Source organism: Paracoccus sp. (in: a-proteobacteria), assembly GCF_030604785.1.
In the GTDB taxonomy this organism is placed as follows: domain Bacteria; phylum Pseudomonadota; class Alphaproteobacteria; order Rhodobacterales; family Rhodobacteraceae; genus Paracoccus.
Genome location: NZ_JAUVVF010000038.1, coordinates 16084 through 34913, shown reverse-complemented (window position 1 = coordinate 34913; position 18830 = coordinate 16084). Strand labels below are relative to the sequence as shown.

Sequence of the window (18830 nt, the reverse complement as noted above, 5' to 3'; positions counted from 1 at the left end):
CCCCCGGCGGCGGGAACCCCCGCCCCCGCCGAGACGTCTGGTTCATGTGACCGCGCCCAAGGGCGCCCCAGACGAAAGGAATCCTGCCATGACGTCCCGTCCCTCGCGCCTTCTTGCGGCCGGCCTCTGCAGTGCCGCGCTGCTGGCCCTTGCCGCCTGCGGCGACAACCCGACCCAACGCGCCGCGACCGGAGGCGTGGGCGGCGCGGTGCTGGCCGGTCCCGCCGGCGCAGTCGTCGGCGGCACGGTGGGCGCTGCCACCGCGAACTGAGCCCGGATGCGCCTGCTGCTTGCTGGTCCCCGCCCTTGCGGGGGCCACGCGCTTGGCCTAAATCTGGAAGGCAAGGACAGCGAGGACAGCACTATGGCGATGGAAGCGCATGAGATCGAGGCCCTGATCCGCGCCTCGTTTCCGCAGGCCCGGATCACGATCACGGACCTTGCGGGCGATGGCAACCACTATGCGGCCGAGGTGATCGACGAAAGCTTCCGCGGCCTGAACCGGGTGCAGCAACAGCGCGCGGTCTATGCGGCCCTTCAGGGCAAGATGGACGGCCCGGCGGGCGATCTGCATGCCCTTGCGCTGACGACCAAGGTCCCCGACTAGGGGCGCCGCCTATTCAGATGACCGGCCCGCGCCCGACGCGGCCCCAGACAAGGACTGCCGCCATGAGCGATGTGACGACCCGTATCCGTGACCTGATCGACAGCCATGACGTGGTGCTGTTCATGAAGGGCACCAAGGAGATGCCCCAATGCGGCTTCTCCAGCCGTGTGGCGGGCGTGCTGAACTACATGGGCGTCAGCTACCAGGATGTGAACGTGCTGGCCGACGCCGATATCCGTCAGGGGATCAAGGACTTTTCGGACTGGCCGACCATTCCGCAGCTCTACGTCAAGGGAGAGTTCGTGGGCGGCTGCGACATCGTCACCGAGATGACCCTGTCGGGCGAGCTGGACCAGATGTTCGACCAGAATGCCGTGGCCTATGACAAGGCCGCCGCCGACAAGATCCGCGAGGCGAATGCCTGATATACAGGCCAAGACCCCGCCGTGCGCGGACCCAAGACAGGGCCTGCCGCACGGCATCCACGGACCCCGATTCCCCGACTGACAAAGATCATGTTGCCCCACTCGCCTTCCGGTGGAAGGATGGGTCATCATGCAACAATTCGTCCCCTGCTTCATCATCATCGAACGGGACAGCTTCATCGCCAGCGATCTGCGCTGCGGGCTTCACGATGCCTGCCCCGGATGCCTGTGCCTGAGAACGCCCGACATGGATGGCTGCATGATGATCCTGCGGCACCTGGACGACCGTGCGACCCGCCCCGTCATCATCACCAAGCTGTCCATCGCCGAGATCGAGGCCTGCGGGCTGGGCGCGATGGCGGCGGCCCGTGGATGGCGGCTGGTGCTGCGCCTTGGCGCCGATCCGGTCGAGGCAGTGCGCGAACGCGGCTGGTTCAGCCTGCCGGCGCCGTTTTCCTCGGACGATGTGACGCTGCTGGTGCAGGCGCTGCGGGTGGACACGACGCCACCCCTGATGCGCCGTGCCTGAGCGGCAAAAAGGGCGGCACGTCCCCGCGCCGCCCTCTACCGGTCCGCGATCGCCCCGAAGGGTCAGGGCAGATCGTCGGGGTCGATGTCGCGCGGCTTGCGCCGCTCTGCGAGGTTCGAGGCGATCGCCACACCCACCGCGAAGGCTCCGATCAGCTTGGCCATGCTGCCCGCATCGGTGTTCGCAGCACGCTTCGCGCTGGCCGATGCGTTGCGGACCGTGCGCTTGGCGTCGCGGCGGCGCTCGGGCGTCAGGCCGACGGCCTGCATCGTGTCGCGCACCGTGCCAAAGACGCGCCGTTCCGCGTCATTGGCCAGTTTCGAGGCGCGATAGCTGGCCTCGTCCATGACCGCATGGGCCTTGTTGCCGGCCATGTCCATGACGCGGGCGGCCTCGGCCCGGGCGCGGTCCGCCGCAATGTCGGCGGCCAGCGACAGGCGGGCCTCGACTTCGCGCTTGAGATCCTCGCCGGTGGGCATGGGCTCGCGCGGCTTGGACAGCGCGACCAGCACGCCCGCCAGAACCAGCAGCAGCACGGCCACCGCCAGAGAGGCAAGCGCCGAGCCCCAGCCCAGCTCATGGGCCAGGAACGACCAGAGCGCGGCCAAGAGAAAGCCCAGCGCGACCGCGCCCAGCAGACCGGCCCCGGCCTTCAGCCCGGTTCCGCGCAGCCGGTCCTTGACCGCAAGCTGCATCCTTTGCGCGAAGTCGAACATCGCGCGCCTCAGCGACGCGAGACGAGCAGGCCGACCAGAAAGCCGATCCCGGCCGCGATGCCCAGGGCCTGCGCGGGATTGCGGCGGACCATCTCGGTCACTTCGTCATAACGCTCTTCTGCATAGGCGGCAGCGTCATGGGCGTGGCGCTGACCGGCCTCGTAAAGACGCTCGGCCTCGTGGCGGGCCTTGTCGGCATATTCGCGGCCGGCTTCCATCACCTCGTCGGCCAGTTCCGAGCCGCGCTCCACCAAGCGCTCGGCGCCGGAATTGTCGGCCAGGTCGCGGGCGGTCTCGCGGACCTGATCGCCCACCTTGCGGGCGCCCCGTTCCAGATCGTCGCGCGCCTCGCGGGCAGCGGCCTTGGCGTCGCGCTTGGCTTCGTCGGCAGAGATGTTCTGTGCCATGGTGTTCATCCTTTCAGGCTGTCTTGTCACCTTCGCAGCACCAACACGGGCCTGCGACAGAATGTTCCGGTGCAGGCGCAGAAAAAACGCTGCCCTGCGCGGGAACGCGACGTCGCGGTGAAAGGGGGGATGGTACCGCCTCCCCGGCTCGAACGGGGGACCTCTAGATCCACAATCTAGCGCTCTAACCAACTGAGCTAAGGCGGCACAGGGCGGTTCTTTAGCCCCCGTCGCGCCGCGTTGCAAGCCCTGCTTGCCGCGAAAATGCGTCCGCGTTACAGAAAGTGCCAACCGCAGAAAGGAACCAGCCGTGGGCATCAACAGCGAAAGCGACATCACCGCGAATCTGCAGATCGGCCCGACGGATCAGGGCATGGTCCGCATCTATGTCCAGGGCGAGGGCGTCGACCTGCCGATGGATTTCGACCCGGACGAGGCGATGGAGATCGCCGAGGAACTGATCGCCGCCGCCGAGGTCGCGCGCAGCGGCGCCAAGCCTAGGCGTCGCTGAACACGCCCGGATCGGCGGCCGCCTGCAGCCGCAAGGCCGCAGCCCGCGCGAAATCGCGCATCAGCCGGTTGCGTCTGGCCCCGGGCAGCCGTGTCTCGGGGGCCATGCGCGCGATCTCTGCGCCGAAGGGATCGGCCAGGATCAGGCCGGTCCCCTCGGGCAGCAGATCGGCGGGAAAATCCGCGTCCACCGCCCAGAAATAGCGGTCGCACCAGTCCAGATAGCCCTGCCATTTGCGGTCCGAGGTGAAATCGGCGCGGCTGCTCTTGCATTCGACGACCCAGATCTCGGACCGGGGGCCCAGGCTCATCAGGTCCACCCTGAGACCGCGGGCCGGCACGAATTCGGTCAGCACCGCATGATCGAGGCTTCGCAGAAGCCGCCCCACCCCGCGCGCAAGGCGCTGGCCGGGCATGGCAGGCAGAAGAAGGGCATTGTCCGAGGGGGCGTTCATCCGCTCAGGATAGAACAGGCGCAGAACATCGGCAAGCGCCCCATGGGACCTGGCGCATACCGGGCCTGCTTGCCCCTGCCTCGGCCGGGGGCTAGCGTCTGCCGGTCCGCGAATCTGCCCAGCGAAAGGCATCCATGTTCGATATCGTGCTGCTGTTCGTTGCGGGCGTTCTGGGGGGCATGCTGAACGCGGTGGCGGGCGGCGGCACGTTCATCACCTTTCCGGCGCTGGTCTTTACCGGCGTGCCGCCCGTCGCGGCCAATGCCACGACGACGGTGGCCGCCCTGCCCGGCTATCTGGCCGCCGCCTGGGGCTTTCGCCGCGACATCCGCATGATGGAGGGCGCGCCGCTGCTGCGCGTCACGATCTGGACGATGGCCGGGGGCGCGGTGGGCGCGGGCCTGCTGATGGTCAGTTCGAACGAGGGCTTTGCCATGCTGGTTCCGTTCCTGCTGCTGCTGGCCACGATCGTCTTCACCTGGTCGGATCAGGTGCGCCGGGCGGCCTCGCGCTGGCGCCGCGCGGTGGCGCCCTTCGGGCTGGGCACATTGCTGCCGATGGCGGTCTATGGCGGCTATTTCAACGGCGGGCTGGGCATCATCATGCTGGCGGTCTTTGCCATGTGGGGCATGACCGACCTGCACCAGATGAACGGGCTGAAAAGCTGGCTCAGCTTTGCGCTGTCGCTGATCGCCTTCGCCGTCTTCGCGGTGGGCGGCAGCATCGTCTGGGGACCGGCCGCGATCATGGCGCTCGGCACGATCATCGGCGGCTATTCGGGCGCCCCCGTCGCGCGCCGCATCCCCCGGCATATCCTGCGGCTGCTGATCGCCATTGTGGGCTTCGGCATGACCGCGATCTTCTTCTGGCGTCTCATTCAAGGAGCATGAACATGAGCGACATCAAACGCATCCAGACCGGCCCCCGCATGAGCCAGGCGGTCATCGCCAACGGCTTCGTCTTTCTGGCCGGTCAGGTGGGCGAGCCCGGCACCTCGGTGACGGAACAGACCCGCGCGGTGCTGGCCCAGATCGACGCACTGCTGGCCGAAGCCGGGACCGACAAGACGCGCATCGTCTCGGCCCAGATCTGGATGGCCGACATGGCCGATTTCGCGGAAATGAACGCGGTCTGGGACGCCTGGGTGCCGCAGGGCCACACCCCCGCCCGCGCGACCGGCGAATCGGCCCTGGCGACGCCGGATTACAAGGTCGAGATCATCGTGACCGCCGTTCTCTGATCGCGGTCAGGACCGAGCGCGCCGCGCGAAGGCCCGGCGCCTCGCCCCCACGGCCCAGCCGCTCCATGGTCAGCTCCATCGCGTCGAGCTGCGCCATGCGGGTGGCGGGGTCCTCGAGCACCTGCTGCAGCGCGCGCGCCAGCGGGTCGGGCTGACAGGCGCGGCCCAAGAATTCCGGCACGCTGCGCGTCTCGCTGACCAGATTGACCAGCGTGACCGTATCGGTGCGCAGCAGGAAGCCGATGATCAGGCGGCTCAGCGGCGCCATGTCGTAGCCGATCACCATCGGCACCCGGTTCGCTGCCAGTTCCAGACTGACCGTCCCCGAGGCCGCGAGCGCCAGATCGGCGGCGGCAAAGGCCGCGCGCTTTTCGTCGGCCTCTTCGATGACGATGGGCGCGGTGGGCCAGCGGCGCGTCATCTCGCGCACCATGCCCGCCACGCCCGGCACGGTGGGCAGCGCCACGCGGATTTCGGGCACGCGGTCGCGCAGGCGGATCAGCGCCTCGTCGAAGCGGGCACCGAGCCGGGCGACCTCGCCCCGGCGCGATCCGGGCAGGCAGAGGACCAACGGTGCATCAGGCGCGATGCCATGCGCGTTGCGAAAGAGCGTCGCCTGATCGGGGCCGGCCACATCCTCGGTGGCGACGGGATGACCCACGAAATCGCAGGTCATGCCGGCCGCCTGCATGTAGGGCGGCTCAAAGGGCAGGATGGCCAGCACGTGGTCGATGACGCGCGCCATCTTCTGCGCCCGGCCGGGCCGCCAGGCCCAGACCGAGGGCGCGACGTAATGGATCATCGGCAGGTCGGGATTGTCAGGCCGCGCCGCGCGGGCCACGCGCAGGCAGAAATCGGGGCTGTCGATGCCGATCAGCGCATCGGGCGCGGCCTTTGTCACGGCGGCGGCGGTCTGGGCGATGCGCCGCTTCAGCGCCCGGTATTTCGGCAGGACCTCCATCAGCCCCATGACGCTGAGCTCGTCCATCGGGAACAGGCTGTCCAGCCCCTGCGCCTGCATGGCCGGGCCGCCCACGCCGACGAATTCCGCCTGGGGATCAAGGGTCTTCAGCCCGGCCATCAGGGCCGAGCCAAGCTGGTCGCCAGAGGCCTCGCCCGCGATCAGGAAAAACTTCATGCCCGCCCGCCTGTCATTGTCTTGGCACAGGCCTAGCCGAACAACACGGTCCAGACCAGCCTTTCAGCCCGCCAGAGGCGGGCAGGACCAGAGAAAAAGCCCCTCTGCCTGCGCGCGGCGCACCGCCTCGTCGCGGTCGAGCAGGATGACGCCCCCCGCCTCCCATGCGATGCCCGCCAGACCCGCGCGCGCGGCCTGCGTCACGCTGTCGGGCCCAAGCGTCGGCAGGTCGATGCGTCGATCCTGTCCGGGCTTCGGCGCCTTGTAGAAGACGCCGCGCGCCCCGTCCGGATCGGGCCTGAGCCCGCCATGAAGCGCCGCGAAATCCAGCATCGCCGCCGTGCCGGGCAGCGTTTCCAGCGCAAGACACAGGCCCTGCGCCACGACGACGCCCTGCCCCAGATCCAGCGCGCCCGTAGCGGCCAGGATCTGCGCCGCCCGCGCGGCGTCGCGCTGGTCATGGGCCGAAGGATCGCCGGTCAGGATGCCCGGACCCGGAACCAGATCGGGGCAGATTTCGGCGACTGAAGTGATGCTTAGCCCGTGCTCCTCGAAAATGTCGAGAAGGGTGCGAAGCGCCGCGTCATCGCCCGACTGCATCGCCTGAAGGATGCGCGGCACCAGTTGCGCGGTGCGCGGATCAAAGGCTTCGGGGTCCAGACGCGGTCGCCGGACGGCGCCCGCAAAGACCACGCGGCTGACGCCCTGATCCAGCAGGTGATCCAGAAACGGGACCAGCCGTTCCAGCCGGAACGGGGTGGCGGGGATCGGCGGCGCGAAGCCTTCCAGAGCGTGGATCAGGGGCGCGTCCAGCGCGGCGGCGACCAGAGGGGCCAGCCGCCCCTCTCCGGCGATGATGGCGGTGCGGGTCATCGCGCCTCGCCGCTTGCGGGACGGGGCGTCAGGAAGCTGCGATCCGAGGGGCCGAGGATGAAGTCCAGCACCTCGCGCGCGCGGCCGGTGCTGGTGTCGTGCCGCGCCCGCGCCGTGTCGCGGAACGAGCCCTGCGCGAGATCGCCCAGAAGCGCGCGCAATTCCGCGATCTCGGCGCGCGAGGCGCCGCGGCGCTTGAGGCCCACCAGGTTCAGCCCGTCCAGATGCCCGCGCGGCCCCTGGACCAGACCATGCGGGATCACGTCCGACGTGACCATCGTGACCGCGCCGATCATCGCGCCCTGCCCGATCCGCACCCATTGATGCACGCCCGACAGACCGCCGACGATCACGTCATCGCCCAGCACGCAATGCCCCGCGACCGAGGCATGGTTCACCAGGATCACTCGGTCCCCGATCCTGCAATCATGGGCGACATGGCTTCCCGCCATGAACAGCCCGTCATCGCCCACCTGCGTCAGCCCGCCACCGCCCTCGGTGCCGGGATTCATCGTCACATGTTCGCGGATGCGGTTGCGCGCGCCGATCACCAGACGGGTGCTTTCGCCCTGGAATTTCAGGTCCTGCGGCACCTCGCCGATCGAGGCGAAGGGAAAGATCACCGTCTCGGGCCCGATCGAGGTCTCGCCCGCGACGACAACATGGGATTTCAGCACCACCCCGTCGCCCAGCCGCACCTTGGGACCGACCACGCAGAAGGGGCCGATCTGGACGCCCTTGCCGATCTGGGCCCCGGGTTCGACCACGGCCATGGGGTGGATGCGGGTCTCAGCCATCGGTCTTGAGGTCCATCATGGCGGTGAATTCGGCCTCGGCGGCCATCTGGCCGTCAACCTTGGCCTCGCCGCGGAACTTCCAGATCTTGCCGCCCGCGCGCTTGACCGAGACATGCAGTTCCAGCATGTCGCCCGGCACCACCATGCGGCGGAACTTGCAGGCGTCGATTCCCATGAAATAGGTCAGCAGGGGCTTGTCCACCACATCGAGGCTGATCCCGACCACCACGGCCGAGGTTTGGGCCATCGCCTCGACGATGGTGACGCCGGGCATGATCGGCTGGGCGGGGAAGTGGCCTTGGAAATGGGGCTCGTTGCAGGTGACCATCTTGATGCCCACCGCGCTTTCGAAAGGCACGATGTCGCGCACCTTGTCGATGAACAGGAAGGGGTAGCGATGGGGGATGATCCGCTTGATCAGCGAAAGATCGGCCTCGGTATAGGGGGCGGGGTTGCGCGTTGCGTCAGCCATATGCGTTCCTTCGGGGCTTTCCTGCCCCGGACGGGGCCTTGATCAAGGGGTTACCAATCGGACCGGGGCTTGGCAAGCGCGGCCCCCCTCATGCGGCAGCCCCCCGCCCGAGCCGCCCGCCCTCGCGCAGCCAGCCCGCCAGGATCAGCCCGGCGATCAGGCCCAGCCAGGCCCAGCCCGGCAGAAGCGGCCGGCGTTCAAGCCCGGTCACGCTGGCCGCGTCGCGGGGCGTGACGCCGATCCAGGGGCCGGTGATGGCACGGCCCTCGGCGCGGCGGCCCTGGCGGATCTGGCGCAAATCAGGCACGCCCTCGGAGAGGCGCTGCACCGATCCGCCCGAGGCCGCGACCAGCGGCTCCAGCAGCGGTGCGGCGGCGACGGTTTCCTCGAATTCGCGGGGCGCGCGCGGGCCGATGGCCACGACGCGCCGCACCTGCCCGTCATCCAGCCGGTAGAGCCCCGCCTCGGGCGCGGTCCAGCGCGCGGTGAAGCGGCCCGGCCCGTCGGGGGTCAGCGCGATCTCCTCGGTGCCGCCATCGGGGCGGGTCACGGTCAGGGGTGGCGTGGTCTCGGCCATGGACCGGCGGGTGAGGACCAGATCGCTGCCCGAAACGTCGGCCAGCAGGGTCTCTTCCTCCAGTTCAGGTTCCTTCATCGACCAATGCGCGATCCGGCGCAGCAATTCCAGCTGCGGGCCGCCCCCCTCGAAGCCGCGCCCCCAGAGCCAGACCTGATCCGAGGCGAGCAGCGCCACCCGTCCCTCGCCCACGCGGTTCAGGATCAGAAGCGGCGCGTCCTCGGCCCCGGTCATCACGACCTGCGCGCCCGGTTCTGGCAAGGCCTCGGACAGGCGCAGCCAGCGGCCCCATTCGGGGGACTCGGCATCGCCCAGGCCTGCCGTGACCGGATGGCGCAGCCCTTCCTCGGTCAGCGTCGGCAGATAGGGCGCGTCGATCACACGACCCGTCGGGCGCGCGGGCAGGATCGGCCCCAGAGGCGAGCGGTTGAGGCTTTCGACCCCCGCCATCTCGGGGCCGGCCGCCACCAGCAGCGCGCCGCCGTTTTCGACATAGCGGGCGATGTTGCGGTAGTAATCGGGCGGCAGGATGCCCCGGACGCGGTAGCGGTCGAAGATGATCAGGTCGAAATCCTCGATCCGCTCCAGGAACAGTTCGCGCGTCGGAAAGGCGATCAGCGACAATTCGCTGACCGGCACGCCGTCGAACTTGTCGGGCGGGCGCAGGATGGTGAAGTGGATCAGGTCCACCGCCGCATCCGATTTCAGCAGGTTGCGCCAGGTGCGTTCGCCCGCATGAGGCTCGCCCGAGACCAGCAGAACGCGCAGCCGGTCGCGCACGCCGTTGATGCTGATGGCGGCCGCATTGTTGCGGTCGGTCAGTTCGGCAGGGCTGGCCTCGGGCGCATCCATGACGATCTGCACGACGTTCTGGCCGGCATGGCCCAGCGTGACCGGCAGCGTCATCGACACGCCGACCGGGACCGAGACGACCAGAGGATCTTCTCCGTCGACCGAGATGCGCAAGGTCGCGGTGGCGCCCGGGCCGGGCGGGACGCGACCCTGATCCTCGATCCGCAGGCGGATCTGGACCTCCTGGCCGATCAGGCCGAAGGCGGGGGCCTCCTCGATGACCAGACGGCGGTCCCAATCCTCGGGCTGGCCGGTCAGCAGGACGTGCAGCGGCGCGGGCAGGGTCTCGGGCAGCATCGGCGCGTCATGCAGGCGCCCGTCGGTCAGGGCGATCACCCCGGCCAGTCTTTCGGCGGGTTCGGCCCCGACGGCGCGGGCCAGTTCCGCGCCCAGAAGCGTGCCGTCGGGATCGTCGCCCAGAGTCACGCGGCGCAATTCGGTGCCCGGCAGCGCCAGCGCGGCTTGGGCCAGCCTTTCGGCGGCCTCGTCCATCTGCGCGGCGCGGCCCGGCAGGTCCTGACTGGCCGAGCGGTCCTCGACCAGGATCACGATATCGGACAGCGCATTGCGCGTGGCGGTTTCCAGCGCGGGACCGGCCAGCGCCAGCGCCGCGGCCAGACCGGCAAGGCCCCGCCACGCCCAGCCGCGCAGACCCCGCCACAGCGCGAAGCCTGCCACCAGCAGCGCCAGCCCGGCCAGCGCGGCAATCGCCCACCAGTGCAGGGCCGGATCGAAACGCAGCGCGGTCATCGGGACGGGATCTCCTCGGTCCGCAGGCGTTCCAGAAGCTCGGGGACATGGACCTGATCGGATTTGTAGTTCCCGGTCAGCACGTACATGATCAGGTTGATCCCGAAGCGATAGGCCATCTCGCGCTGGCGCTCGCCCTCCCATCCCCGGCCGATCGGGTAGAGCGGCGCGCCGTTATCGTCGATGGCCCAGGCCTCGGCCCAGGAATTGCCGCCGATCACGACCGGGGTCACGCCGTCATTCAGCTGGCGAAAGGGCATCCCCGCCTCGATCTCGGCGCCGACGGGCGGGGCCTCGACCCAGACGGGATTGCCCTGCCAGCGGCCCGGAAAATCGGCCAGTAGGTAGAAGGTCCGCGTCAGGACATGATCCTCGGGGACCGGCGACAGGGGCGGGATGTCCAGCGGCGCGGCCAGACGGCGCAGGGCGCCGGACATGTCCGGCCCGCCCCCCCCCGTCAGATCGCCGTCGCGCGTGTCGAAGAGGATCATCCCCCCCGACCGCAGGAAGGCGTTCAGTCGCAGATAGGCGCGCGGCCCCGGCGCAGGCTGGCTGTCGGTCACCGGCCAGTAGAGAAACGTGAGCAGCGACAGGTCATCGCTTTCCAGATCGACGCCGATGGGTCGGCCCGGCTCGACCGAGCTGCGCTGGCGCAGGGCCAGCGACAGCCCCCAGAGCCCGCGTTCCGAGGCACGGTCCACCTCGGGATCGCCGGTCACGACATAGGCCAGCGCGACCTCGGCGGCGGCGCGCATCAAGTCTGGGTCCAGTTCCTGCGCCTGGGTGGGGGGCGGCGCGGTCAGGATCAGCCCGGCCAGCAGAGCCGCGGCGACCCGCCCGCCCCGCGCAGCAAAGGCCGAAGCCAGCGCATCCAGCGCCATCAGCAGCGCCGCCAGCGCCAGCAGCGGCCCGCGCAGGCCAAACCCCTGCCCCGCGCCCGCATCCTCGATCCGCGCGCCTTGCCATTCGGCGGCGGCCAGCGGCGCGCCCGCATTCAGCGCCTGAACACGCTCGCCCGCCGCATAGATCCCGGCGGGGCGGTCATGGGCGGGACCGCGCGCCAGATCCTCGGCGGCGACCGGCGACAGGCCCTCGGGCGGCAGGGCACGGCCAAAGCCGTCCAGCACGGATTGCGGCGTCCAGAAAGGGGCCTCGCGCGGATCGCTTTCGGTCGCGGGGGCGCTGCGGGCTGTGGCGACAAGGCGGGTCAGCATCTCGACGAACAGGCCCGACAGCGGCAGGTTCGACCATTCGGGATTGGCCGAGACATGGAACAGCACGACCTGTCCCTGCCCGAACCGGTCGCGCGTGACCAAGGGCGTCATGTCCGACAGAGTCGCGATCGTGCGGGAGGCCAGATCGGGGCCGGGCTGCGCCATCAGCTGCGCGCGCACCGTCACGTCATCGGGCGGGGTCAGGCCGCCGAAGACCCCGTCGCGTGCAAAGGGCGCCAGCGCCCGCGGATCGCCCCAGCTGAGCGCGCCGCCGATATCGCGCCCGCCCTGACGCAGCGGGACGGGCAGCAGCAATTCCTCGGTCAGGCGGTCGTAGCCCGCCATGCGCGGACCGGCAAAGCGGATCAGCAGCCCGCCGCGATCCACCCATTCGGCCAGTTCGCCGATCTCGGCCAGCTGCACCTGATCGATCAGGATGACCACATCGGGCGAGGCGTCCAGCACGTCGCCCAGACTGCCCTCGATCAGATCGGCCGAGGGGGCCAGCGCCTGCCGGACGTAATGGGCGGGCGACAGAAGCTGCTGGCCTTCGGCCTGCCCGGCCACGTCGCCGACCAGCGCGACCTTGCGGCGGCGCACGCTGTCGTCGGCCAGAACCACCGCCCCGGCATGACTTGCGCCCTCGATCTGAAAACGGGTGACGCGGTTGCGCTGTTCGGGCGGCAGGTCCAGCGCCACGAGGCGGCTGCCCGCCTCGGCCTCGCCGGGGATCAGGCGGGCCAGTTCGCGTTCGATCCCCTGCGGATCGGGGCCGATGGCCAGCACCGCCGCGCTCTCGCCGTGAAGGCGCAGGACCGGCGCGTCGGGGCCCGGTTCCAGCGTCAAAGCATTCAACGGCCGGGCCGGCGGCACCACGGTCACGTCGCCCCGCTCGGCCAGGGCCTGAAACCATGGCGCGCGGTTCGGGTAATCCTGGCCGTCGGACAGCCACAGGACCGACAGCCCCCCCGGCGGCAGGTCCGACAATGCGGGGTCCGGATCGTCGGGCAGGGCCGAGGGGAAGCCGCCGGGCCGCGCCCCGCGCAGCCGCGCCAGCAGGCTGTCGGCGGGCTGAAAGCGCAGCGGCTGCGCCCCGTCGCGCCCGTCGGCCATCAGCAGCGCGGCGGGTCGGCCCGCGCCCGCGGCCTCGGTCAGGGCGCGTTCGGCGCGGGACTGGCGCGCGGGCCAGTCGGGCGCGGCGCCCCAGCCGGCATCCATCACCACCAGAAGCGGCCCCGAAGCCGGCAGAAGCGGCGCGGGCCGCCAGACCGGACCGGCAAAGGCCAGGATCAGCGCCGCCACCGCCAGAAGCCGGATCAGCAGCAGCCACCAAGGCGTGCGCCGCGCGGTCGTGCTGCGATCGGCCAGACCCGCCAGCAGCGCGACGCCCGGAAAGGTGATGCGCTGCGGCGCGGGCGGGATCGCGCGCAGGATGACCCACAGCACCGGCAGCGCGACCAGCGCCGTCAGGACCCAGGGCGCGGCAAAGCCGATCGGACCCAGAAGCAGCATCAGCGCCCCATCATCTGCCAGAGTTCGGTCAGGCTGCCCGCAGGCGCATCGCCCGTCGAGGCATGGGCAAAGTGCCAGCCCGCGGCTCCCGCCTGCGCCGCCAGCCAGTCGCGGCGCTCCGCGAGCCGCGCCAGATAGGCGCCTCGCAGCCCCCCCGCATCGCGGCTTTCATGACGCAACGCGCCCGATTGGGACCGGAACATGACCGCGCCGTGATAGGGAAAGCTTTCCTCGTCGGGGTCCAGCAATTGCAGGATCACGCCGGTCGTGCCCAGACCGGCCGCCTGCGCCAGAAAGCCCGGAAGCCAGTCGGGGCGGGCCAGGAAGTCGCCGATCAGCACCACACGCTGATGGGGCCGCAACGCCCCGGCATCGGGCGCGTCGGCATCGGCCTCGGCGGCGGGCGCGGCGACCAGCGCCTCGGCCAGCCGCTCGGCCTGAAGCCTGCCGCTGCGCGCGGGCTGCCCGACAAGGCCCACCCGTTCGCCCCCGCGCAGCATCAGCAAGCCAAGGGCCAGCGCCAGCAGGCGCGCGCGTTCGGCCTTGGTCTCGCGGTCGGGGGCGCCGGAAAAGGCCATGCCCTGCCCGCCCGAGACCCAGATCGCGGCGGTCTGGGCCGTCTGCGCCTCGCGGTCGCGGACGAATTCCTGATCCGACCGGGCCGAGCGACGCCAGTCGATGGCGCGCAGCGCATCCGTGGACGAAGCCGGGCGATACTGCCAGAAATCCTCGCCCGGGCCGGCGCGGCGCAGGCCATGCGCGCCCGGCGAAACCTGCGCGGCCAGCTGCTCGGCCGCAAGGATCAGGCCTGGCAGATGCAAGCTGGCCGTATCGGCGCGGGCGCGAAGTTCGGCGGCGCTGGCGGGCGGCTGCAGGCTCATGCGGCGCGCAGCTGGCCCATGCGCTCGGCCAGAAGGCGCGCGATCACGCCGTCCAGCGTCTCGCCGCGCGCGCGGGCCGAGAAGGACAGCGCCATGCGGTGCCGCAGGACGGGGGGCGCCATGGCGGCCACGTCGTCCAGCGTGGGCGCGAAACGCCCATGCAGCACCGCCCGCGCCCGCGTCACCAGCATCAGCGCCTGCGCGGCGCGCGGCCCCGGCCCCCAGACCAGCGCGTCATTGACGAAGGCCGCCGTTTCCGGCGCGCCGGGCCTGCCCGAACGCACCAGATCCAGGATCGCCTCGACCACGGCCTCGCCCACGGGCATCTGGCGGATCAGGCGCTGCGCGGCCAGCAGCGTCTCGGGGGTGAAGACGGCATGGGGTTCGCCCTCTTCCAGCCCGGTCGTGGCCAGCAGGATCTCGCGCTCGGTCGCGCGGTCGGGATAGCCCACGTCGATCTGCAGCAGAAACCGGTCCAGCTGCGCCTCGGGCAGGGGATAGGTGCCCTCCTGCTCGATCGGGTTCTGGGTGGCCAGAACGTGGAACGGACGGCCCAGGGGGCGGTGCTGGCCGCTGATCGTGACCTCGCGTTCCTGCATCGCCTGCAGCAGAGCGGATTGCGTGCGGGGGCTGGCGCGGTTGATCTCGTCCGCCATCAGAAGCTGGGTGAAGACCGGCCCCTCGATGAAGCGGAAGGCGCGGCTGCCGTCGGGGCGGGCATCCAGCACCTCGGAGCCAAGGATGTCGGCGGGCATCAGGTCGGGGGTGAACTGAATGCGCTGGCTGTGCAGCCCCAGAACCGTGGCCAGCGTGTCGACCAGCATCGTCTTGCCCAGACCGGGCTGACCGACCAGCAGCGCATGACCGCCCGCAAGGATCGCGGCCAGAACCTGTTCGACCACCGCATGCTGGCCGACAAAGCGCCGCTCGGTCGCGTCGCGCGCCTCGGCCAGCAAGGCGGCCAGCGCGTTTACCTCGACCACGAGATTTTCGTCCGACGACATGACAATGCCCTTTCGCTGCTTTATGCCAACATAACAGGATGACGGGAGGCAACCAGACAGAATGGCGCAAGAGGGTGACAAAAGCGTGAGGGCGCCGACATCGGCCGAGTCGCTGGCCGAGGCTGCGCGTCTGGCCGGCAAGTCCGGCGGATTGCCGCCCGTGCATCTGTGGAACCCGCCCTTCTGCGGCGATCTGGACATGGAGATCCGCGCGGACGGAAGCTGGTTCTACAACGGCACCCCCATCGGGCGCCCGGCGATGGTGCGGCTGTTCTCGACCATCCTCAAGCGCGAGGGTGACCGCTATTTCCTGGTCACGCCGGTCGAGAAGGTCGGGATCCGGGTCGTGGATGCACCCTTCGTCGCGGTGGATGCGACCATCGCGCCCGACCGCATCACCTTCGTCACCAATGTCGGCGACAGCGTGATCGCGGGGCCCGATCACGCGATCATCCTGCGCGGCACCGCGGAACAGCCGCGCCCCTATCTGCATGTCCGCGCGGGCCTCGAGGCGCTGATCGACCGCAAGACCTTCTATCGCCTGGCCGCCGCCGCGACCGAAGACGATCAGGGCCACGTGGGCGTCACCTCGCAGGGCCGGTTTTTCGCGCTGGAGCCCTGACATGCCCCGTTTCGCCGCCAATCTGTCGGTGCTGTTCACCGAACTGCCCATGCTTGAGCGTTTTGCCGCCGCGGCCGAGGCCGGGTTCGAGGGGGTCGAGATCCTGTTCCCCTATGACCTCGCCGCCCGTGAACTGACCCAGGCCGCCAACGCCGCCGGGATGGAGATCGTGCTGATCAACGCGCCCCCTCCGAACTGGACGGGCGGTCCGCGCGGCTTTGCGGCCGTGCCGGGGCTGGAAGACCGCTTCCGCCACGATTTCGAGCGTGGCCTGCGCGTGGCCGAGGCGCTGCGCGTGCGTCACATCCACCTGATGGCGGGCCGCGCCGAGGGTGCCGAGGCGCAGCGCGTGCTGATCGAGAACCTGAAATGGGCCGTCGAACGCGCGCCCCATGCCAGCCTGACCATCGAGCCGAACAACACGACGGACATGCCGGGCTATTTCCTGTCGAACTACGATCACGCGATCGAGATCATCGACAAGATCGCAGCACCCAATCTGGGCCTGCAATTCGACGCCTATCACGCGCAGGCGATCACCGGCGACATGATGGCCTGCTGGCATCGGGTCGCGCCCCTTGTGCGCCATGTCCAGGTCGCGGGCCATCCGGGCCGGCACGAGCCCGATCACGGGGTCATCGACTATCCCGCCTTTTTCCGCCTGCTGGACGAATGGGTCTATCATGGCTGGGTCGGGGCGGAATACACGCCGCGCGGGATGACGGCGCAGGGGCTGGACTGGCTGCGCGCCGCGCCGCGCCGGATCGACTAGGCAGCCCCCTACCCGTGGCGGGCCACCCTGATCGCGGGCAGGAACCCGCAGGCGGGTCCGGTTGTTGGCATCACAGAACAGACATCTGTGCCTGCCGCGCCCGGACGGGGCGGACCAACCGGAGAAGGAAATACCATGAATTCGATCATCTACATCATTGGGCTTGTCGTCGTCGTGATTTTCGTGCTGTCCTTCCTCGGACTGCGCTGAGGCGCGACTGCCTGTCGCCTGCCCAAGGCGGGTGCGTGACACGGCCTTGAACGGGCTTCGGTCGGATGACCGGGGCCCGTTTTGGAATTGTCACTGGCCTTTGCAGCCCACATCCGCTAGGGCAGCCGCGAATTGTAAAGAAGGCCGCCATGGATATCCGCAACATCGCCATCATCGCCCACGTCGACCACGGCAAGACGACTCTTGTCGATCAGCTGCTGCGCCAGTCGGGGGCCTTCCGCGAGAATCAGGCCGTCGCGGAACGCGCGATGGACAGCAACGACATCGAGCGCGAGCGTGGCATCACGATCCTGGCCAAGGCCACTTCGGTCGAATGGAAGGGCACGCGCATCAACATCGTGGATACGCCCGGCCACGCCGATTTCGGCGGCGAGGTCGAACGCATCCTGTCGATGGTCGATGGAGTCTGCCTGCTGGTCGATGCCGCCGAAGGCCCGATGCCGCAGACGAAATTCGTGACCTCGAAGGCGCTGGCGCTTGGCCTGCGGCCCATCGTGGTGCTGAACAAGGTGGACAAGCCCGCGGCCGAGCCGGACATGGCGCTGAACGACGTCTTCGACCTGTTCGCCAATCTGGGCGCCAATGACGAACAGCTGGATTTCCCGCATGTCTATGCGTCGGGGATCGGCGGCTGGGCCGATGCCACGCTGGACGGCCCGCGTCAGGACATGTCGGCCCTGTTCGACCTGATCCTGCAGCATGTCCAGCCGCCCAAGCAGGTCGCCCTGGCTGACGAGCCCTTCCGCATGCTGGCCACCACGCTTGGCGCTGACCCGTTCCTGGGCCGTCTGCTGACCGGCCGGGTCGAGGCGGGCCGCGCCAAGGCGGGCGACACGGTCAAGGCGCTGTCGCGCGACGGCGAGCGGATCGAGCAGTTCCGCATCAGCAAGGTCCTGGCCTTCCGCGGCCTGACCCAGACCCCCATCGACGTGGCCGAGGCCGGCGACATCGTGACCCTGGCCGGCATGGCCAAGGCGACCGTCGCCGACACGATCTGCGCGCTGGACGTGGACACCGCCCTGCCCGCCCAGCCGATCGACCCGCCCACGATCAGCGTGACTTTCGGCATCAACGACAGCCCCCTTGCCGGCCGCGACGGCAACAAGGTCCAGTCCCGCGTCATCCGCGAGCGCCTGCTGCGCGAGGCCGAGGTGAACGTGGCGATCAAGGTCGAGGACACGCCGGGCGGCGAGGCTTTCGTCGTCTCGGGCCGGGGCGAATTGCAGATGGGCGTCCTGATCGAGAACATGCGCCGGGAGGGCTTCGAGCTGTCGATCAGCCGCCCGCGCGTGATCTTCTCCGAGGAAGACGGCCAGCGCATGGAGCCGATCGAGGAGGTCATCATCGACGTCGATGACGACTATACCGGCGTCGTGATCGAGAAGCTGACCGGCGAGCGCAAGGGCGACATGGTCGACATGCGTCCGGCCGGCGCGGGCAAGACGCGGATCATCGCGCATGTCCCCTCGCGCGGGCTGATCGGCTATCATGGCGAATTCATGACCGACACGCGCGGCAACGGCGTGCTGAACCGGATCTTCCACGGCTGGGCCCCCTACAAGGGCGCGATCCAGGGGCGTCGCCAGGGCGTGCTGATCAGCATGGAGGACGGCGTCTCCGTCGCCTATGCGCTGTGGAACCTGGAAGATCGCGGCAAGATGTTCATCGGCGCGCAGGAGCAGGTCTATCAGGGCATGATCATCGGCGAGCACAGCCGCGACAACGACCTGGAAGTGAACCCGCTCAAGGGCAAGAAGCTGACCAACGTGCGCGCCTCGGGCACCGACGAGGCCGTGCGCCTGACGCCCCCGGTCCGCATGTCGCTGGAAGAGGCCATCGCCTATATCAACGACGACGAACTGGTCGAGGTCACGCCCAAGAACATCCGGCTGCGCAAACGCTATCTGGACCCGCATGAGCGCAAGCGCCAGTCGCGCAGCGAGGGCTGATTGCCTAGAACTTGATCCATTCCCCGGCCTGTTCGGCAGGCCGGGGAATTTTCGTTTCCGGCAAGGCCCTGATTTGTCCGTTCATTTCAGCAGAGCGACGACAGGATGCCACGGGCCGCGGCGGGGTGATCAGCCCCTCTCCGGCCCCATCAGGCACTTGCCAACCCCGCCGCGAGACCCCATTTTCGAGCCATAAGATTTTCGGTTTTGTTCCTGTCAATGCGTTTACCCGTTCAACCGAGTCACGGAATGGTCAAGGGCATGATGACAAACGGCTCACCCGGGCAGACGGCCTCT

20 protein-coding genes, 1 tRNA gene and 2 pseudogenes are annotated in these 18830 nt (G+C 69.4%); 10 read left to right on the top strand and 13 right to left on the bottom strand.

Features of this window, described 5'->3' with window-relative positions; all coding sequences use genetic code 11:
• Positions 1–88 precede the first annotated feature (88 nt).
• The 4 genes from QAR72_RS12445 (at position 89) to QAR72_RS12430 (ending at position 1561) form a co-directional block, all read left to right on the top strand.
• The gene (locus tag QAR72_RS12445; RefSeq protein WP_304617699.1) at positions 89–271 is read left to right on the top strand and encodes a hypothetical protein; all 183 of its coding nucleotides are present in this window, start codon (positions 89–91) and stop codon (positions 269–271) included.
• A gap of 93 nt (positions 272–364) precedes the next feature.
• Positions 365–607: a BolA/IbaG family iron-sulfur metabolism protein gene (locus tag QAR72_RS12440; RefSeq protein ID WP_304617698.1), complete on the top strand. Its 243-nt coding sequence runs from the start codon at positions 365–367 to the stop codon at positions 605–607.
• Between the two features lie 62 nt (positions 608–669).
• Positions 670–1032, top strand: coding sequence for a Grx4 family monothiol glutaredoxin (gene grxD / locus QAR72_RS12435; protein ID WP_304617697.1), 363 nt, complete (start codon positions 670–672; stop codon positions 1030–1032).
• 130 nt (positions 1033–1162) lie between these two features.
• The gene (locus QAR72_RS12430) at positions 1163–1561 is read left to right on the top strand and encodes a hypothetical protein (protein WP_304617696.1); all 399 of its coding nucleotides are present in this window, start codon (positions 1163–1165) and stop codon (positions 1559–1561) included.
• 62 nt (positions 1562–1623) lie between these two features.
• Here the strand turns inward: QAR72_RS12430 and QAR72_RS12425 are convergent, their stop codons facing one another.
• The 3 genes from QAR72_RS12425 to QAR72_RS12415 form a co-directional block, all read right to left on the bottom strand.
• On the bottom strand, positions 1624–2277 hold the full coding sequence (locus QAR72_RS12425) for a phage holin family protein (protein ID WP_304617695.1): 654 nt from the start codon (positions 2275–2277) through the stop codon (positions 1624–1626).
• Positions 2278–2285: 8 nt separating this feature from the next.
• Positions 2286–2684, bottom strand: a complete 399-nt coding sequence (locus QAR72_RS12420) for a DUF883 family protein (protein ID WP_304617694.1) — start codon at positions 2682–2684, stop codon at positions 2286–2288.
• Between the two features lie 130 nt (positions 2685–2814).
• A tRNA-His gene (locus QAR72_RS12415) sits at positions 2815–2891 on the bottom strand.
• A 103-nt stretch (positions 2892–2994) separates the two neighbouring features.
• Here QAR72_RS12415 and QAR72_RS12410 point away from each other — a divergent pair.
• Positions 2995–3195, top strand: coding sequence for a DUF6324 family protein (locus QAR72_RS12410; protein WP_304617693.1), 201 nt, complete (start codon positions 2995–2997; stop codon positions 3193–3195).
• Here QAR72_RS12410 and QAR72_RS12405 read toward each other — a convergent pair.
• Positions 3182–3649, bottom strand: coding sequence for an MmcB family DNA repair protein (locus QAR72_RS12405; RefSeq protein ID WP_304617692.1), 468 nt, complete (start codon positions 3647–3649; stop codon positions 3182–3184). The two genes, QAR72_RS12410 and QAR72_RS12405, sit on opposite strands and share 14 nt — an antisense overlap.
• Before the next feature lie 134 nt (positions 3650–3783).
• Here QAR72_RS12405 and QAR72_RS12400 point away from each other — a divergent pair, with 134 nt between their 5' ends.
• The gene (locus tag QAR72_RS12400) at positions 3784–4539 is read left to right on the top strand and encodes a sulfite exporter TauE/SafE family protein (protein WP_304617691.1); all 756 of its coding nucleotides are present in this window, start codon (positions 3784–3786) and stop codon (positions 4537–4539) included.
• A 2-nt stretch (positions 4540–4541) separates the two neighbouring features.
• The gene (locus QAR72_RS12395; protein WP_304617690.1) at positions 4542–4889 is read left to right on the top strand and encodes a RidA family protein; all 348 of its coding nucleotides are present in this window, start codon (positions 4542–4544) and stop codon (positions 4887–4889) included.
• On the opposite strand, the gene lpxB is transcribed toward QAR72_RS12395, so the two are convergent.
• The 9 genes and pseudogenes from lpxB to QAR72_RS12355 form a co-directional block, all read right to left on the bottom strand.
• Positions 4867–6027: a lipid-A-disaccharide synthase gene (gene lpxB, locus QAR72_RS12390; RefSeq protein ID WP_304617689.1), complete on the bottom strand. Its 1161-nt coding sequence runs from the start codon at positions 6025–6027 to the stop codon at positions 4867–4869. The genes QAR72_RS12395 and lpxB overlap by 23 nt on opposite strands.
• Positions 6028–6090: 63 nt before the next feature.
• Entirely contained in the window at positions 6091–6900 is an 810-nt protein-coding gene (locus QAR72_RS12385) for an LpxI family protein (RefSeq protein ID WP_304617688.1), read from the bottom strand.
• Complete coding sequence (gene lpxA / locus QAR72_RS12380) at positions 6897–7697, bottom strand: acyl-ACP--UDP-N-acetylglucosamine O-acyltransferase (protein WP_304617687.1); 801 nt, start codon at positions 7695–7697, stop codon at positions 6897–6899. Before lpxA ends, QAR72_RS12385 begins: the two co-directional genes overlap by 4 nt.
• Positions 7690–8169, bottom strand: coding sequence for a 3-hydroxyacyl-ACP dehydratase FabZ (fabZ, locus tag QAR72_RS12375; RefSeq protein ID WP_304617686.1), 480 nt, complete (start codon positions 8167–8169; stop codon positions 7690–7692). Before fabZ ends, lpxA begins: the two co-directional genes overlap by 8 nt.
• Positions 8170–8257: 88 nt before the next feature.
• Complete coding sequence (locus QAR72_RS12370) at positions 8258–10348, bottom strand: hypothetical protein (RefSeq protein WP_304617685.1); 2091 nt, start codon at positions 10346–10348, stop codon at positions 8258–8260.
• Positions 10345–11067, bottom strand: a pseudogene (locus QAR72_RS15670) (DUF4159 domain-containing protein); the annotation flags it as partial. The pseudogene QAR72_RS15670 and the gene QAR72_RS12370, both read right to left, overlap by 4 nt.
• A gap of 1761 nt (positions 11068–12828) precedes the next feature.
• A pseudogene (locus QAR72_RS15665) lies at positions 12829–13074 on the bottom strand (BatA domain-containing protein); the annotation flags it as partial.
• Positions 13074–13955 (bottom strand): DUF58 domain-containing protein, encoded by an 882-nt coding sequence (locus QAR72_RS12360; protein ID WP_304617683.1) that lies wholly within the window; start codon positions 13953–13955, stop codon positions 13074–13076. The gene QAR72_RS12360 and the pseudogene QAR72_RS15665, both read right to left, overlap by 1 nt.
• On the bottom strand, positions 13952–14959 hold the full coding sequence (locus tag QAR72_RS12355) for an AAA family ATPase (RefSeq protein WP_304617682.1): 1008 nt from the start codon (positions 14957–14959) through the stop codon (positions 13952–13954). The genes QAR72_RS12360 and QAR72_RS12355 overlap by 4 nt, the downstream gene beginning before the upstream one ends.
• 61 nt (positions 14960–15020) lie before the next feature.
• On the opposite strand from QAR72_RS12355, the gene QAR72_RS12350 reads away from it, so the two are divergent.
• From QAR72_RS12350 to typA, 3 genes are all read left to right on the top strand, one after another.
• A complete protein-coding gene (locus QAR72_RS12350) occupies positions 15021–15581 on the top strand; it encodes a DUF1285 domain-containing protein (protein WP_304617681.1) in 561 nt (186 codons plus the stop codon).
• Between the two features lies 1 nt (position 15582).
• Positions 15583–16353 (top strand): hydroxypyruvate isomerase family protein, encoded by a 771-nt coding sequence (locus tag QAR72_RS12345; RefSeq protein ID WP_304617680.1) that lies wholly within the window; start codon positions 15583–15585, stop codon positions 16351–16353.
• A 359-nt stretch (positions 16354–16712) separates the two neighbouring features.
• The gene (gene typA, locus QAR72_RS12340) at positions 16713–18533 is read left to right on the top strand and encodes a translational GTPase TypA (RefSeq protein ID WP_304617679.1); all 1821 of its coding nucleotides are present in this window, start codon (positions 16713–16715) and stop codon (positions 18531–18533) included.
• Positions 18534–18830 lie beyond the last annotated feature (297 nt).

Coding starts and splice junctions, on each gene's coding strand:
- QAR72_RS12445 (WP_304617699.1), top strand. CDS start 89: ATGACGTCCCGTCCCTCGCGCCTTCTTGCGGCCGGCCTCTGCAGTGCC.
- QAR72_RS12440 (WP_304617698.1), top strand. CDS start 365: ATGGCGATGGAAGCGCATGAGATCGAGGCCCTGATCCGCGCCTCGTTT.
- grxD (WP_304617697.1), top strand. CDS start 670: ATGAGCGATGTGACGACCCGTATCCGTGACCTGATCGACAGCCATGAC.
- QAR72_RS12430 (WP_304617696.1), top strand. CDS start 1,163: ATGCAACAATTCGTCCCCTGCTTCATCATCATCGAACGGGACAGCTTC.
- QAR72_RS12425 (WP_304617695.1), bottom strand. CDS start 2,277: ATGTTCGACTTCGCGCAAAGGATGCAGCTTGCGGTCAAGGACCGGCTG.
- QAR72_RS12420 (WP_304617694.1), bottom strand. CDS start 2,684: ATGGCACAGAACATCTCTGCCGACGAAGCCAAGCGCGACGCCAAGGCC.
- QAR72_RS12405 (WP_304617692.1), bottom strand. CDS start 3,649: ATGAACGCCCCCTCGGACAATGCCCTTCTTCTGCCTGCCATGCCCGGC.
- QAR72_RS12400 (WP_304617691.1), top strand. CDS start 3,784: ATGTTCGATATCGTGCTGCTGTTCGTTGCGGGCGTTCTGGGGGGCATG.
- QAR72_RS12395 (WP_304617690.1), top strand. CDS start 4,542: ATGAGCGACATCAAACGCATCCAGACCGGCCCCCGCATGAGCCAGGCG.
- lpxB (WP_304617689.1), bottom strand. CDS start 6,027: ATGAAGTTTTTCCTGATCGCGGGCGAGGCCTCTGGCGACCAGCTTGGC.
- QAR72_RS12385 (WP_304617688.1), bottom strand. CDS start 6,900: ATGACCCGCACCGCCATCATCGCCGGAGAGGGGCGGCTGGCCCCTCTG.
- lpxA (WP_304617687.1), bottom strand. CDS start 7,697: ATGGCTGAGACCCGCATCCACCCCATGGCCGTGGTCGAACCCGGGGCC.
- fabZ (WP_304617686.1), bottom strand. CDS start 8,169: ATGGCTGACGCAACGCGCAACCCCGCCCCCTATACCGAGGCCGATCTT.
- QAR72_RS12370 (WP_304617685.1), bottom strand. CDS start 10,348: ATGACCGCGCTGCGTTTCGATCCGGCCCTGCACTGGTGGGCGATTGCC.
- QAR72_RS12360 (WP_304617683.1), bottom strand. CDS start 13,955: ATGAGCCTGCAGCCGCCCGCCAGCGCCGCCGAACTTCGCGCCCGCGCC.
- QAR72_RS12355 (WP_304617682.1), bottom strand. CDS start 14,959: ATGTCGTCGGACGAAAATCTCGTGGTCGAGGTAAACGCGCTGGCCGCC.
- QAR72_RS12350 (WP_304617681.1), top strand. CDS start 15,021: ATGGCGCAAGAGGGTGACAAAAGCGTGAGGGCGCCGACATCGGCCGAG.
- QAR72_RS12345 (WP_304617680.1), top strand. CDS start 15,583: ATGCCCCGTTTCGCCGCCAATCTGTCGGTGCTGTTCACCGAACTGCCC.
- typA (WP_304617679.1), top strand. CDS start 16,713: ATGGATATCCGCAACATCGCCATCATCGCCCACGTCGACCACGGCAAG.